Source organism: Vibrio sp. 10N.239.312.D08 (genome assembly GCF_041466145.1).
Classification (GTDB): Bacteria; Pseudomonadota; Gammaproteobacteria; order Enterobacterales; family Vibrionaceae; genus Vibrio; species Vibrio crassostreae_C.
In genome coordinates, this window is sequence record NZ_JBFSSD010000030.1 from 1 (window position 1) to 14,158 (window position 14,158).

Annotated in this window: 14 protein-coding genes; 1 reads left to right on the forward strand and 13 read right to left on the reverse strand. The window is 46.8% G+C overall.

What is annotated here, in order from left to right; translation table 11 throughout:
• Positions 1-121 precede the first annotated feature (121 nt).
• Entirely contained in the window at positions 122-1,675 is a 1,554-nt protein-coding gene (gene guaA / locus AB6D58_RS15840) for a glutamine-hydrolyzing GMP synthase (RefSeq protein ID WP_372121939.1), read from the reverse strand.
• 378 nt (positions 1,676-2,053) lie between these two features.
• Positions 2,054-3,517, reverse strand: a complete 1,464-nt coding sequence (gene guaB / locus AB6D58_RS15845; RefSeq protein ID WP_017062496.1) for an IMP dehydrogenase — start codon at positions 3,515-3,517, stop codon at positions 2,054-2,056.
• A 244-nt stretch (positions 3,518-3,761) separates the two neighbouring features.
• Here guaB and xseA point away from each other — a divergent pair, with 244 nt between their 5' ends.
• On the forward strand, positions 3,762-5,108 hold the full coding sequence (gene xseA / locus AB6D58_RS15850) for an exodeoxyribonuclease VII large subunit (RefSeq protein WP_065584650.1): 1,347 nt from the start codon (positions 3,762-3,764) through the stop codon (positions 5,106-5,108).
• 93 nt (positions 5,109-5,201) lie between these two features.
• Here xseA and ureG read toward each other — a convergent pair whose 3' ends face one another.
• The 11 genes from ureG to urtC form a co-directional block, all read right to left on the reverse strand.
• Positions 5,202-5,840, reverse strand: a complete 639-nt coding sequence (ureG, locus tag AB6D58_RS15855) for an urease accessory protein UreG (protein WP_017062498.1) — start codon at positions 5,838-5,840, stop codon at positions 5,202-5,204.
• A gap of 46 nt (positions 5,841-5,886) precedes the next feature.
• Entirely contained in the window at positions 5,887-6,567 is a 681-nt protein-coding gene (locus AB6D58_RS15860) for an urease accessory protein UreF (protein WP_372157746.1), read from the reverse strand.
• A 42-nt stretch (positions 6,568-6,609) separates the two neighbouring features.
• Entirely contained in the window at positions 6,610-7,206 is a 597-nt protein-coding gene (locus AB6D58_RS15865) for a HupE/UreJ family protein (protein WP_372157749.1), read from the reverse strand.
• A 235-nt stretch (positions 7,207-7,441) separates the two neighbouring features.
• Positions 7,442-7,894, reverse strand: coding sequence for an urease accessory protein UreE (ureE, locus tag AB6D58_RS15870; RefSeq protein WP_017062501.1), 453 nt, complete (start codon positions 7,892-7,894; stop codon positions 7,442-7,444).
• Positions 7,895-7,971: 77 nt separating this feature from the next.
• Positions 7,972-9,675 carry an urease subunit alpha gene (ureC, locus tag AB6D58_RS15875; RefSeq protein WP_017071844.1) on the reverse strand — a complete coding sequence of 568 codons (1,704 nt, stop codon included), beginning with the start codon at positions 9,673-9,675 and terminating at the stop codon, positions 7,972-7,974.
• Positions 9,676-9,714: 39 nt separating this feature from the next.
• Positions 9,715-10,050 carry an urease subunit beta gene (locus AB6D58_RS15880; RefSeq protein WP_017062503.1) on the reverse strand — a complete coding sequence of 112 codons (336 nt, stop codon included), beginning with the start codon at positions 10,048-10,050 and terminating at the stop codon, positions 9,715-9,717.
• Positions 10,051-10,061: 11 nt separating this feature from the next.
• Positions 10,062-10,364: an urease subunit gamma gene (ureA, locus tag AB6D58_RS15885; RefSeq protein WP_004735119.1), complete on the reverse strand. Its 303-nt coding sequence runs from the start codon at positions 10,362-10,364 to the stop codon at positions 10,062-10,064.
• A 133-nt stretch (positions 10,365-10,497) separates the two neighbouring features.
• Complete coding sequence (locus AB6D58_RS15890) at positions 10,498-11,445, reverse strand: urease accessory protein UreD (protein ID WP_017071843.1); 948 nt, start codon at positions 11,443-11,445, stop codon at positions 10,498-10,500.
• Positions 11,442-12,137: an urea ABC transporter ATP-binding subunit UrtE gene (urtE, locus tag AB6D58_RS15895; protein ID WP_017062505.1), complete on the reverse strand. Its 696-nt coding sequence runs from the start codon at positions 12,135-12,137 to the stop codon at positions 11,442-11,444. The genes AB6D58_RS15890 and urtE overlap by 4 nt, the downstream gene beginning before the upstream one ends.
• A gap of 1 nt (position 12,138) precedes the next feature.
• The gene (urtD, locus tag AB6D58_RS15900) at positions 12,139-12,981 is read right to left on the reverse strand and encodes an urea ABC transporter ATP-binding protein UrtD (RefSeq protein WP_017056203.1); all 843 of its coding nucleotides are present in this window, start codon (positions 12,979-12,981) and stop codon (positions 12,139-12,141) included.
• Positions 12,978-14,150, reverse strand: coding sequence for an urea ABC transporter permease subunit UrtC (gene urtC, locus AB6D58_RS15905; protein WP_372083902.1), 1,173 nt, complete (start codon positions 14,148-14,150; stop codon positions 12,978-12,980). The genes urtD and urtC overlap by 4 nt, the downstream gene beginning before the upstream one ends.
• Positions 14,151-14,158 lie beyond the last annotated feature (8 nt).

Below are 14,158 nucleotides of genomic sequence, written 5' to 3' on the forward strand. Positions count from 1 at the left end.
ACTGAGCCCGTAGAGGACTTTCACCTCCTAGATCAACGCCATGCTCGGCGCACAAGAAAAAAGCCCCGAACTGAGTTCGAGGCTTAAGATCTTAATCAAAGCTGGTTAAATCTCTAAGAGATTATTCCCACTCGATAGTTGCTGGTGGCTTACCAGAAATATCGTAAACAACACGTGAAATGCCGTTAACTTCGTTGATAATACGGTTAGAAACCTTACCTAGGAAGTCGTATGGTAGGTGTGCCCAGTGAGCAGTCATGAAGTCGATAGTTTCTACGGCACGTAGAGATACAACCCAATCGTACTTACGGCCATCGCCCATTACGCCAACTGAACGTACTGGTAGGAATACCGTGAATGCTTGAGATACTTTGTGGTAAAGGTCAGCAGCGTGAAGCTCTTCAATGAAGATCGCATCTGCGCGACGCAGTAGATCACAGTACTCTTTCTTGATTTCGCCAAGAACACGAACACCTAGACCAGGACCCGGGAATGGGTGGCGGTAAAGCATGTTGTATGGAAGACCAAGCTCTAGACCGATCTTACGTACTTCATCTTTAAACAACTCACGTAGAGGCTCAACAAGGCCCATTTCCATATCATCAGGAAGACCACCAACGTTGTGGTGAGATTTGATTACGTGTGCTTTACCTGTCTTAGATGCTGCAGACTCGATTACGTCTGGGTAGATAGTACCCTGAGCAAGCCATTTAGCATTAGATAGTTTCTTAGACTCTTCATCGAAGATATCTACGAATACGTGACCGATGATTTTACGCTTAGCTTCTGGTTCAGCTTCGCCTTCCAGAGCTTTAAGGAAACGATCTTCTGCATCGACTTTGATGATGTTTAGGCCGAACTGGTCACCAAACATATCCATAACTTGCTCACCTTCGTTTAAACGAAGAAGGCCGTTATCAACAAATACACATGTTAGTTTGTCGCCGATAGCGCGGTGAGCAAGCATCGCAACTACAGATGAATCAACACCACCAGAAAGACCAAGGATAACTTCGTCGTCACCTACTTGTTCTTTAATACGTGCAACTGCATCTTCAATGATTGAAGCTGAAGTCCACAGACCTTCACAACCACATACGTTAAGAACGAAGTTCTCAAGCATTTTCAGGCCGTTTTTAGTGTGTGTTACTTCTGGGTGGAATTGAACACCGAAGTACTTCTTCTCTTCGTTTGCCATTGCAGCGTATGGGCAAGTGTCTGTTTCAGCGATCTTTGTGAAATCAGCTGGAATCTCAACTACTTTGTCGCCGTGGCTCATCCAAACATCTTGAGTAGACTCAAGGTCAGCGAAAAGTGCAGATTCACCAGTTACTTGTACAGCAGCGTAGCCGAACTCGCGTTCAGTAGACGTTGCTACTTTACCGCCAAGTTGCTCAGCCATAGTTTGCATGCCGTAGCAGATACCGAATACAGGAACACCTGAATCAAATACGTACTGAGGTGCACGTGGAGAGTTCTCCTCCGTTACACTTTCAGGACCACCAGATAGGATGATGCCGTCTGGATTGAATTCACGAATATCCGCTTCTTCTACGTCCCAGCTCCAAAGTTCACAGTAAACACCGATCTCACGAATACGACGAGCTACTAGCTGTGTGTATTGAGAACCGAAGTCTAGAATTAGAATACGTTGGTCATGAATATTTTTAGTCATTGTAAGCAGTCTTATTGGCTATGTGATAAAACGGAGGTGAGTTTACTCACCTCTGATTAACTCTTCAAGAAATAAAGCAAACGTTTTCGTTAGATATCTTTAACCACGTGTTTTGAGACAATCGGACTTTTAACAAAACAGGCGGTAGATATAATACCAATCACAGTAAGTAAGTGTTCAGGAATAGCGTAGGAAAAAAGCCTGAGAACGAGGCTGCTCTATTCGACAAAGAGTTCTGATAAGTAGTTATTCTACAATCAAAAATTCTAACGAAGTTATCGAGGTTTTTAACAAGCTAGGATGACCAGTTATTTACTACGATTGGTATATTAATGTGCCGACTAAATCAGCACATTATTCAAACGTTTGGACGTATTATTAACCTAAACGGTAGTTAGGTGCTTCTTTCGTGATTTGAACATCGTGTACGTGAGATTCTTTCATGCCCGCACCAGAGATACGAACAAACTCAGCTTTAGTACGCATGTCTTCAACAGTTGCAGAACCCGTTAGGCCCATGCTTGAGCGTAGACCGCCCATCTGTTGGTGAACGATCTCTTTTAGACGACCTTTGTATGCGATACGACCTTCAATACCTTCTGGAACAAGCTTGTCTGCAGCGTTGTCAGATTGGAAGTAACGGTCAGAAGAGCCTTGAGACATAGCGCCAAGAGAACCCATACCACGGTAAGACTTGTAAGAACGACCGTTGTAAAGAATAACTTCACCCGGTGCTTCTTCAGTACCCGCGAACATTGAACCAACCATCACACAAGATGCGCCAGCAACGATAGCTTTACAGATATCGCCAGAGAAGCGGATACCGCCATCTGCGATTACTGGAATACCGTATTCGTTTGCAACTTCCGCTGCGTCTGCGATTGCTGTTACTTGAGGAACACCAACACCAGTAACGATACGAGTCGTACAGATTGAACCTGGGCCGATACCAACTTTAACTGCACTAACACCCGCTTCGATAAGAGCACGTGCGCCAGCACCAGTTGCTACGTTACCACCGATGATTTGTAGATCAGGGTATGCAGCGCGAGTTTCGCGGATACGGTTAAGTACGCCTTCAGAGTGACCGTGTGAAGAGTCGATAAGTAGAACGTCTACGCCAGCTTCAACTAGAGCAGCAACACGCTCTTCGTTACCAGCACCAGCACCAACAGCTGCACCTACACGTAGGCTGCCGCGCTCATCTTTACATGCGTTTGGTTTACGTTCTGCTTTGTGGAAATCTTTTGCAGTGATCATTCCAGTAAGTTGGAAGTCATCATTTACAACAAGAACTTTTTCAACACGCGCTTCGTGCATTTTCTCTTGAACTTCTTCACGAGTTGCACCTTCTTTAACAGAAGCAAGGCGAGCTTTAGGCGTCATTACTACATCAACTTTCTTAGAAAGGTCAGTAACAAAGCGAACGTCACGGCCAGTAATGATACCAACCAATTCGTTTGTTTCAGTAACAACAGGGAAACCGGCGAAGCCGTGTTTTTGAGTAAGGGCTACAACATCAGCGATTGTCGCGTCAGGGCTTACAGTTACTGGGTGAGAAACCACACCAGCTTCGTAAATTTTAACCTGGCGAACCATTTCAGCTTGCTGCTCGATTGACATATTCTTATGAATAAAGCCAATACCACCTTCTTGCGCAAGGGCAATTGCTAGGCGTGCTTCCGTAACAGTATCCATCGATGCAGAGATCATTGGGATGTTTAAAGAAATGTTTTTCGTTAACTGAGTGCGAAGATCAGCTGTGTTCGGAAGAACGGTTGAGTGTGCTGGGACGAGTAAAACGTCATCAAAAGTTAAAGCTTCTTTTGCGATTCGTAGCATTTGCAATATCTCACAACAAAGGTGTTAAAAGGAGTAAACCCAACTTTATCGTTTCGCATAATAAAGTGATTTGGATTTGATATTGCAGACGGATTATACGCACGGCGAAATCGCTTGGCTACACATTTTTGTATTTTTAATTTGCATTTACCCCCTTGCTATGTATTATATTGCCGCTATCTTCCATACTCACGCCCTGTGAGATTCCAAGAAAGACCTTCCTTCAAGGAAAGATAGTGCTTCTATGACTAATCCAAACATCTTTACTGTTTCTCGCCTCAACTCAGAGGTTCGTCTCCTATTAGAAAACGAAATGGGAATAGTCTGGCTCGTTGGTGAAATCTCAAACTTCTCTGCACCTGTCTCTGGTCACTGGTACCTCACGCTAAAAGACTCTCGCGCTCAAGTTAAATGCGCCATGTTTCGTGGCAATAACCGCCGTGTGACCTTTAAGCCTCAGAACGGCAATCAAGTTTTAGTCAAAGCTCGCCTATCTCTTTACGAGCCACGCGGTGACTACCAACTGATCATCGAAAGCATGCAGCCAGAGGGTGACGGTAAACTTCAGCAAGAATTTGAAAAGCTGAAGATGAACCTTGCCGCAGAAGGACTGTTTGCTCAATCAAGTAAGCAAGCTCTTCCTGAACACCCAAAACGTGTTGGCGTTATCACATCTAAAACCGGTGCAGCGCTGTTTGATATTCTTGATGTACTAAAAAGGCGCGATCCTTCGCTACCGGTTGTGGTTTACCCGACCATGGTTCAAGGCGAAGAGGCGGCGATTCAGATTGCCCAAGCGATTGGACGCGCTAACGAACGCAATGAATGTGATGTGTTAATCGTCGGCCGTGGTGGCGGCTCACTGGAAGACCTATGGTGCTTCAATAACGAGATCGTAGCTCGCACAATCGCAGCAAGCCAAATCCCGATTATCAGCGCCGTTGGCCACGAAGTGGATGTCACTATCGCTGATTTCGTTGCCGATATGCGTGCCCCAACGCCATCAGCTGCCGCAGAATTGGTTAGCCGTGATAACAGTCATAAAGAACAAGCTTTCGCGTCTAAACGTGCTCGCTTAGTCAGTGCGATTCGTCATGTGTTAATCAAACAGGCGCAATCAACTCAAACGTTGAAATACCGCTTAGAGAAGCAACACCCTAGCTACCAACTTCAAAAGCAGAGTCAGCAGCTTGATGACCTAGATATGCGTTTGCGTCGTGGTATGACTCAATACCTAAAACAGCATGCACAGCGTGTTGAACGTAAACAGCACCAGCTTCAATTGAACTCGCCAGTGAAACGCCTTGGCGAACAGAAACTGCATCTGCAACGTTCAGAGCAAAAGCTATTGGATGCAATGGACAAGACATTACTAACTACTCGCCACCAACTAGCCATGGCTGCCGAGAAGTTAGAAACAGTAAGTCCACTGGCAACCCTAAAGCGTGGCTACAGCATTACTCATTCAGAATCGAGCAAGACGGTATCATCGATTAACGATGTCGAAGTCGGTGAAGTGATCACCACTCAAGTTGAAGACGGTGTGATTGAGTCGCAAGTGACCACAAGAGTGACTAAGAGCGAGCTTTAAGTTCGACCTAACGTTTCAAACCAGAAAGCCCTATCGATAATCGACAGGGCTTTTTAGTATCTAACGCTTTCAAAAAACTAACCTATTCCAACCCTACTCAGTAGTAGAAGGCTCCTTCATGGTTAGCATCCCTTCAGTCACAATAAAGTTGATGATGAAGTCTAGCCCTTGGCTCTCTTTGAGGTTGGTGAACACGTATGGCTTGGTTGGACGCATGCGTTGTGTGTCTTGCTCCATCACCTCAAGTGACGCACCCACATATGGTGCTAAATCGATCTTATTGATAACCAGCAGATCAGAACGCGTAATACCCGGTCCGCCTTTACGTGGGATCTTCTCCCCTTCCGCTACATCAATCACGTAGATGGTAAGATCGGCTAATTCAGGGCTGAACGTCGCACTCAAGTTATCACCGCCACTTTCGACGAATACCACATCGAGGTTCTTATGCAGCTTGGCAAGCTCTTCTACCGCAGCTAAGTTCATCGACGCATCTTCACGGATCGCCGTGTGCGGACAGCCACCCGTTTCAACACCAATAATACGATCTGGTTCTAGAGCCTCTGCTCGCGTAAGTATCTTGGCATCTTCTTGAGTGTAGATGTCGTTGGTTACCACTGCGATATTGAGCTTGTCGCGAATCGCTTTACAAAGCACTTCTAATAGCGCTGTTTTACCAGACCCTACCGGGCCGCCAATACCAATTCGAAGTGGTTGCTTATAACTTTCCATTGTCTACTTCCTTATATTCTTTTTACTATACCGTTCGAGCTGACCGCTACGAACGAAATAGTCGTGTGTATTGTGTTTCGTGCAGTGAACTTGCTAATGCCATTGATGGCGAAAAACTGCCTACCATCCAATCTTCTATCGCGTGGGCCTTTTCGATCACCTCAGGAAAGGTGTTGGTGATATTAATCAATGCCAACTGCCCGTCGGTTTGACCTAAAGGCACCAGTTTCACGCCTGCGGTAACGATATTTTCAAGCCAGCTCCATAAGTAACCTTGCTTGAGGCTTTCTAAATCAATGCCCCAATGCTGAGCCGCCATACACATGCCCAACAATTGGTTTGGGTGACTATCAACAGAGTCCACCTGTGAAATATCGATATCTAAGCGCTTCAACAAAGTATTCAATGCTTGCCCACGCTGTTTCTCTTCCGCTCGCAATTCACTGGTTTCACGGCTTGAGTACAGGTAATTACACCAGTGCTCAATCTCATCGAGTTCACCCTTTTCTAGAGCGTGGTAAAGACGCTCTAATATAGGCAATTCCAAGGTCGCGACACTGGAGTTGACGATGGTGTTGAGCCACTGTTCCATGCTGTTGCGATCGGTCACCCACCCCGCTTCAACCGCTAACTCTAAGCCTTGCGAATAAGTGAACCCACCAATCGGCAACGATGGACTGATCAATTGAAACAGGCGATAGACGGCGACATTTTCTGTTGTGGTCATAACCGTGCCCTCAGTCTTCCAGAATCAAATAAGTTCGAGAGCCTACGCGCCTAACAGCAATAGTGCGCTTGCTGAAGCCACGCCGACTGACAACCATTTAGAGTAAACCGCGCGACCAACAAAAGTACCGATAACCATCAGAGCCAAAGCACTGATACTCATGCCTGTTGCGAACTGAGTCAGGTTGCTCGCGGCTTCAACGCCGTGTGCGTAACCATGGAAAAACAACATAGCAATCGAAGCAACTAATACGCTGTTTACACGCTTGGTTGATGGTGAGAATACATGCCATAAACATAAGCTGACGACAAACAGAGAAGCGATAATGGCAGGCTCAACAATCACAGAGAAACCTAGGGCTTGGCCTGCGATAAGCCCTACCACTAAAGACACCAATCCACCGCCAATCAGAGCTGCTTTTGTCTTGGTGGAAAATGACAGTGCGCCAATTAACAGACCGAAAGCGATCAGCATGATCAGATGATCCATGCCAGTCACAGGGTGAGTTAAGCCAGACATAAACGAGTGAGACTCATGAACTGAATGCGCCCCATGTCCTGGGTGAGCGAAAGCCATCGTTGATGTTGTTAGAAAAGCTATTGTGAAAGTGCATAAGCCTGCAGCTGTTTTAAAGTTCATCGCGAGTTCCTTGCTTTATACCAATCGTAGTAAATAATTGCTCACCCTAGCTTGCTAAAATGCTCGATAACTGCGTTATAATTTTTGATTGTAGAATAACTACTTATCGAAAAATTATGCCTTGTTCTCAAGCCTTTTTTCTGCGCTATTGTTGATCACTTACTTACTGTGATTGGTATTATTGTTATTAATATCGTTGTTATATAAATCGTTTAGTGAGTCATCAATGACTCGATTAATGATGGTGATGATGTCCACCAGAGCGACCGCCATAAGCACCGCCTTCTGGTTCAAAGGGTTGTTTCTCAGTGGTCACTTTCGCGCCTAAGCCTTCAACCATTTCATCTAAAACATGGTCGTGTTGATAACGAACCCAACCCGCTTCCACTTGCAGCGGAACATGACGGTTACCAAGGTGATACGCCACTCGCGTTAACAGGAGCAAGTCTTCACAGTAAACAGTCGAAACGGTTTCTGGTGCCGCTTTCACTTCTACGACTAAACCGCATTTACTTGAGAGTTGTTCGCCACCACGCAAGATATGACCTCGTGGTAGAAACAGTCCGGCATTGCGCCCGTCATCGAGCATCACCTTAAGACGGCTCTTAATGCGGCTATCGATCGGCAGGCTTAAGTAGCCGTCCGGTGCATTTTGTATTTGAGTATTCAGTTGAGTCAGTTCAATCATGCTATTACCTCAATCTCCTTGTGAGATTTATAACGTTCAAAATAGGGTCACTAAAATAAGATTCTTTAGTCAAAGGCTTAGAATAGAAAGTACCGCTGAGCCATTGGCAGCTCTTCAGCAGGCTCACACGTGAGTAGTTCACCATCGGCGCGCACTTGGTACGTCTGAGAGTCGACTTCAATCTTCGGCATCCAATCATTGAGCTTCATGTCGGCTTTGCTGATGTTTCGGCAGTTGCTCACAACACCAATCAAGCTCTGCAGACCCAATTGCTTGTCGATGTTCTGCGCTTTGGCTTCTTTAGAGACAAACAACATCGATGTGTTCTGACACGCCTTGCCATAGCTACCAAACATAGAGCGATAGTGAACAGGTTGAGGGGTTGGGATAGAAGCGTTTGGATCTCCCATTGGTGCCATGGCGATCATGCCGCCTTTCAAAATCACGCTGGGCTTCACACCAAAAAAAGCGGGCTTCCACAACACTAGATCAGCTAACTTCCCTGCTTCGATAGAACCGATTTCATGAGACATGCCATGCGTGATAGCAGGGTTGATGGTGTACTTAGCGACATAACGTCTTAAACGAAAGTTATCGCTGTAATCAGAATCTTCTTTTAGGCTGCCACGCTGAACTTTCATCTTGTGCGCGGTTTGCCAAGTTCGAGTTATTACTTCACCCACTCGCCCCATAGCTTGTGAATCCGAAGCGATCATCGAGAACGCGCCTAAGTCATGAAGAATGTCTTCTGCGGCAATGGTTTCACGGCGGATACGTGACTCTGCGAACGCGACATCTTCAGCAATCGATGGTGACAAGTGATGACAGACCATCAACATGTCTAAGTGCTCATCGACGGTATTGATGGTGTAAGGGCGTGTTGGATTGGTTGAGGAAGGCAAAACGTTCGGCTCACCTGCAGCACGAATAATATCGGGAGCATGACCACCGCCCGCACCTTCGGTGTGATAGGTATGAATCACGCGGTCGCCGATTGCGCCAAGTGTCGATTCAACAAAACCAGATTCATTCAGAGTGTCGGTATGAATCGCAACTTGTACGTCCATCTCGTCAGCCACACTCAAACAGGTATCGATTGAAGCGGGAGTGGTTCCCCAGTCTTCGTGTAACTTCAAACCCACCGCGCCTGCCGCTACTTGCTCACGTAGTGCTTCTGGCTGACTGGCATTGCCTTTGCCTAACAAACCAAAGTTCATCGGGAATTGATCGAGTGACTCTAGCATGCGGTGCATGTTCCAAGGTCCCGGTGTGCATGTGGTCGCGTTAGTACCTGTGTTTGGTCCAGTGCCACCGCCGATCATGGTTGTCACACCTGACGCCAGTGCTTCTTCAATCTGTTGTGGGCAAATAAAATGAATGTGTGAATCAATACCACCAGCAGTCAAGATTGAACCTTCGCCTGCTAAAATTTCCGTGCCCGGGCCAATCACAATATCAACGCCCGGTTGAACATCTGGGTTGCCCGCTTTGCCCAATGCCTGAACTCGACCATCTTTGACTGCGACATCGGCTTTTACGATGCCCCAGTAATCCAACACAATCGCGTTAGTGATCACCAAATCTGGAGTTTCGGCACTTGGACGTTGGCTTTGCCCTTGTCCATCACGGATAACTTTGCCGCCGCCGAATTTCACTTCGTCGCCGTATACGGTGTAATCGTTTTCAACTTCTAGCCATAAATCAGTGTCAGCAAGACGCACTCGGTCACCGACTGTTGGCCCAAACATTTCGGCATAAGCCTGTCTGGATATCGTCGCCATGTTCAATCCTTTGTTATTTTCATTATTCCGTGGGAGCGCTTAGAGCTTGCCCATCACCTTTCCTTGGAAGCCATAGATCTCTAACTTACCGGCGTAACGCACTAACTCGACGCTGCGCGACTGACCCGGCTCAAAGCGGGTTGCAGTACCCGCAGGAATATTGAGTCGAAAGCCTTTAGTGACTTCTCGGTTAAAGATCAGCGAAGGGTTTGCTTCATAGAAGTGGTAATGAGAGCCAATTTGGACAGGACGATCGCCAATGTTTTGCACCTTAACGGACGTTGTGTCTCGGCCTTCATTGAGAGTGATGTCACCCGGTGCGGTTTCTACTTTTCCGGGAACGAATCCTGAGTATTGTTTTGTGGAACCAGCCATATTACTTCTCCCTACACGATAGGTTCATGAACGGTCACCAGCTTGGTGCCATCAGGAAAAGTGGCTTCGACTTGTACATCAGGGATCATGGAAGGGATCCCCTCCATAACGTCATCGACAGTAAGAAGTGTGCGTCCAAAATCCATTAATTCTGAAACGGTTTTACCCTCGCGGGCACCTTCGAGAATGGCACTGCTGATCAGTGCGATAGATTCTGGGTAGTTGAGCTTTAAGCCTTTTTGTTTGCGCTGCTGTGCCAGCATTCCTGCGCAGAAGATAAGTAGCTTATCTTTTTCTCTTGGTGTTAATTCCATTTAGCCGCCCGCTGTTAGTGTTGTTTTCTTATTGCTCAAAAACGCATGAGCAGTAAGTGGGATTCAATCACAGCAAGCTTGAAAAAATGTACCTAGGGTCGGAAGTCACCCTAGGTACAAAAAGGGCTAATCGCTAAGTCGCCCAAATCCTTGGTAAATCAGGAGTCGTACCACATAAATGAGAGCGAGTTGCTTGCCAAATCTGACCAAAGGCTTGGAGGATATCTTCACTCCAATTACCCAAGGCTCGCACCACAATCAATCCTTCTATCTGAGTAGCACCCAATATTAATGTGGGTTCACTCGACGTTTTTGATGTAACTGATTGCTGTGAAGCTTGCTGTGTAATAGATATGAGCAAGCTCTGTACCAACTCTAGATCTTGCTTCTCATTTGAGGTGATATAAAAGGTTCCCATCATTGAATAATCAAGTAACCCCATATTTATCATTAACTTATCGCCACCATGAAAATTAAAGCCTTCAGTCAGAAGCCTTTGATTATCAAGATAGATTTCTGTTTTCCCAACGAGATGACCATGCTCGAATCCCTCACTCTGTGCAGGGCGTCCAAAACAGTGCATCTCCCAACCCCAAAACTGTGCACCCTTTTCTAGGCGAATTTCAGTATCTAAACGAACGTGTGCATTGGGGAAAAAGATGTTCTCTTGCGGCATCCATTCCAAGCGTGCATCTTTCTTCACTCGTAGGGTCTGCTTCTGCTTGGCGTACTTGTTGTTTGAGCGATAAAACTTGGTCGCACCGGGTGTGGTAATCAACGCGTGAGCACCGTGCTCAAGATTCACGTTAATATTGAGAGTGTCACCACCTACCACTCCGCCGGGGGGATGGAGTAAGTAGGTGTGACACGTTTCCCCATCAGGATACAGGGGGCGTTGCACCGCAAGCGGACCAGACTGCTGACGATTCTTTAATACGGTTTTATCACCTCGATCGACAAAGGTGAGGTTTAAACTCGCTTGCCAACCATCACGAATATCTTGTTCGATGGTCTCATTCAAAGATAAAGCTTCAACTAAAGAAGCCTTGCTTACTTCATTCGGAGAAAAGAGAGAATTCATACGGTTAGGTACTCCTTTATCAAGGACTCATCGAGCCCTGTCATTTCACCTTCTGCCACTTGGCGTCCACGGTCGATAATGCAAAAACGGTCACCGACCTTTCTTGCAAACGGCAGCTTCTGTTCAACCAACAGAACCGTGAGCCCCATTTTCTCGTTGAGCATGCGAATGATGTCGCCAATCTCTTGCACAATATTGGGTTGAATACCCTCCGTCGGCTCATCCAAGATCAATAGCTTTGGATTAACCACCAGCGCACGCCCAATCGCAAGCTGTTGCTGCTGGCCACCCGATAAATCACCACCGCGACGATGTAGCATCTCTTTTAACACTGGGAAAATATCGAAGATGAATTCAGGGATCTTGCGGTCACCCTTTTTACGAATCGGTAAACCGACCTCTAGATTTTCTTGAACAGTGAGCATTGGGAAGATCTGGCGACCTTGCGGTACATAGCCGATCCCTTGGCGTGGACGGTCCTCGGCATCGGTTTTCAAAAGTGACTCACCCGATAAGGAGATGTCACCGCTTTCGACCTTAACCAACCCCATGATGCATTGCAGCAACGTCGTTTTACCGACACCATTTCGCCCCATTAGCACCGTGCATTTACCTTCTGGGATCTGCATATCCAAATCCCACAGCGTGTGGCTCTCACCGTAATATTGATTAACTGATTTAACCTCTAACATCCTATTCTCCGAGATAAACTTGTTTAACTTCAGGGTGAGCCTGCACTTGATCCATAGTGCCTTCAGCCAACACATGACCTTGATGAAGCACGGTGACATGGCTGGCGATAGAACGAACGAAATCCATATCGTGTTCAACGACCACAACCGAGTGCTTACCTGCCAGTGAGTTAAGTAACTCAGAGGTGCGATCCATTTCTTGGTGAGTCATACCTGCCACGGGTTCATCCACCAGCAATAGCCTAGGGTTTTGCATCAATAACATGCCTATCTCTAACCACTGTTTCTGACCGTGAGACAGGTTACCTGCCAAATTCGCCGCTTCGTCTTTAAGGTGAATAAGCTCTAGTACCGAGGTGAGTTTGTCTTTCTGCTCGCCAGACATCACGGCAGTGAAAGTTGCCCACACCGAGCGATCACCTGCCATGGCTAATTCAAGGTTCTGCCACACAGTTAAACATTCAATCACGGTCGGCTTTTGGAACTTACGCCCAACGCCTGCGTTAGCAATTTCAGCTTCGTTCATCTTGAGTAGATTGATGTTCGAACCTAACCACACTTCGCCAGTATCTGGCTTAGTTTTCCCGGTAATGATGTCCATCATGGTTGTTTTACCTGCGCCATTAGGGCCGATGATGCAGCGTAGCTCTCCCTCTTTGATGTAAAGGTTGAGGTCGTTTATCGCTTGGAAACCATCGAAGCTTTTGTTGACGCCTTCGACATACAACAGCACGTTATGTCGAGTATCGATGGCAGGATGAATATCGGGTTTGAGGTAATCAAAGACTTCGTCTCGACGAGTGAACGCCTGAACCGATTCCTTTACGCTATTAAATGTGGTCATGCGATCACCTCCTTGGCCTTGTGCTGATCATCCTTATCTTTATCTTGGTTTTTCCCATTTGATGCCTTGCGCAGCTGCTGCCACTTTTCACTGACAAAGCCAATCACACCTTGTGGGAAGTACATGGTTGAGAGTACGAATAGTCCACCCAGAGCAAACAGCCACACCTCCGGGAACTCAACCGTAAACCAACTCTTGGCGTAGTTGATGATCAATGCACCGACAATGGCACCAAACAGAGTGGCACGACCGCCTAAGGCTACCCAAACCACAATCTCAATCGAGTTAAGAGGAGCAAATTCTCCCGGATTGATAATACCCACTTGAGGGACATATAAAGCCCCGGCAATACCGGCGATAACCGCAGAAAGAACGAAGACCCACAGCTTGATGCCATCGACGTCATAGCCCATAAAGCGAGTGCGGGATTCCGTATCACGAATCGCTAATGCCACACGACCTAATCGACTGGTCACCACCATGCGACAAGCTATGTAGCTGAGAATAAGCGCAATACCAGTCGCGACAAACAGACCTATCTTGACCGCATCACTCTGCAAACTCAGACCGATGATGTCTTTGAAATCCGTCAGTCCGTTGTTGCCACCAAAGCCCATTTCGTTGCGGAAAAATGCCAGCATCAATGCGTAAGTTAATGCCTGAGTCATGATAGAAAGATACACCCCGGACACACGAGAGCGGAAAGCTAAATAACCGAACAAGTAAGCCAATGCGCCCGGCACTAGCACCACCATCAGGCAAGCAAACCAGAACTGGTCAAAGCCATGCCAGAACCACGGCAACGCAGACCAATCAAGGAACACCATGAAATCTGGTAAGACTGGATCACCATAAACCCCACGGTCACCAATCTGACGCATCAAGTACATGCCCATCGCATAACCACCAAGCGCAAAGAAAGCACCGTGGCCAAGGCTCAAGATTCCGAGATAGCCCCACACCAGATCGAGCGCCAACGCCAACATTGCGTAGCTCAGATATTTGCCCATCAGCGAGATAGTAAAAGTCTCGACATGGAGCGGGTGCCCACTTGGTAACATGGTGTTAGCCAGTGGGATAAGAATAACGGCCGCTAGAATGGCAAGGATGGTCAGTTGGCCACCTTTGTCACCACGCATTGCCGAAAGTACAAATGATTTTGACTGCATGATGTTGT

Bases quoted from the DNA above. Each gene is read 5' to 3' on its own strand.
- ureG (WP_017062498.1), bottom strand. From the start codon at position 5,840: ATGGAAAGTTATAAGCAACCACTTCGAATTGGTATTGGCGGCCCGGTA.
- guaA (WP_372121939.1), bottom strand. From the start codon at position 1,675: ATGACTAAAAATATTCATGACCAACGTATTCTAATTCTAGACTTCGGT.
- AB6D58_RS15865 (WP_372157749.1), bottom strand. From the start codon at position 7,206: ATGAACTTTAAAACAGCTGCAGGCTTATGCACTTTCACAATAGCTTTT.
- urtD (WP_017056203.1), bottom strand. From the start codon at position 12,981: ATGACCACATTTAATAGCGTAAAGGAATCGGTTCAGGCGTTCACTCGT.
- AB6D58_RS15880 (WP_017062503.1), bottom strand. From the start codon at position 10,050: ATGGCTGGTTCCACAAAACAATACTCAGGATTCGTTCCCGGAAAAGTA.
- urtE (WP_017062505.1), bottom strand. From the start codon at position 12,137: ATGTTAGAGGTTAAATCAGTTAATCAATATTACGGTGAGAGCCACACG.
- AB6D58_RS15890 (WP_017071843.1), bottom strand. From the start codon at position 11,445: ATGAATTCTCTCTTTTCTCCGAATGAAGTAAGCAAGGCTTCTTTAGTT.
- AB6D58_RS15860 (WP_372157746.1), bottom strand. From the start codon at position 6,567: ATGACCACAACAGAAAATGTCGCCGTCTATCGCCTGTTTCAATTGATC.
- xseA (WP_065584650.1), top strand. From the start codon at position 3,762: ATGACTAATCCAAACATCTTTACTGTTTCTCGCCTCAACTCAGAGGTT.
- ureE (WP_017062501.1), bottom strand. From the start codon at position 7,894: ATGATTGAACTGACTCAACTGAATACTCAAATACAAAATGCACCGGAC.
- ureA (WP_004735119.1), bottom strand. From the start codon at position 10,364: ATGGAATTAACACCAAGAGAAAAAGATAAGCTACTTATCTTCTGCGCA.
- ureC (WP_017071844.1), bottom strand. From the start codon at position 9,675: ATGGCGACGATATCCAGACAGGCTTATGCCGAAATGTTTGGGCCAACA.
- urtC (WP_372083902.1), bottom strand. From the start codon at position 14,150: ATGCAGTCAAAATCATTTGTACTTTCGGCAATGCGTGGTGACAAAGGT.
- guaB (WP_017062496.1), bottom strand. From the start codon at position 3,517: ATGCTACGAATCGCAAAAGAAGCTTTAACTTTTGATGACGTTTTACTC.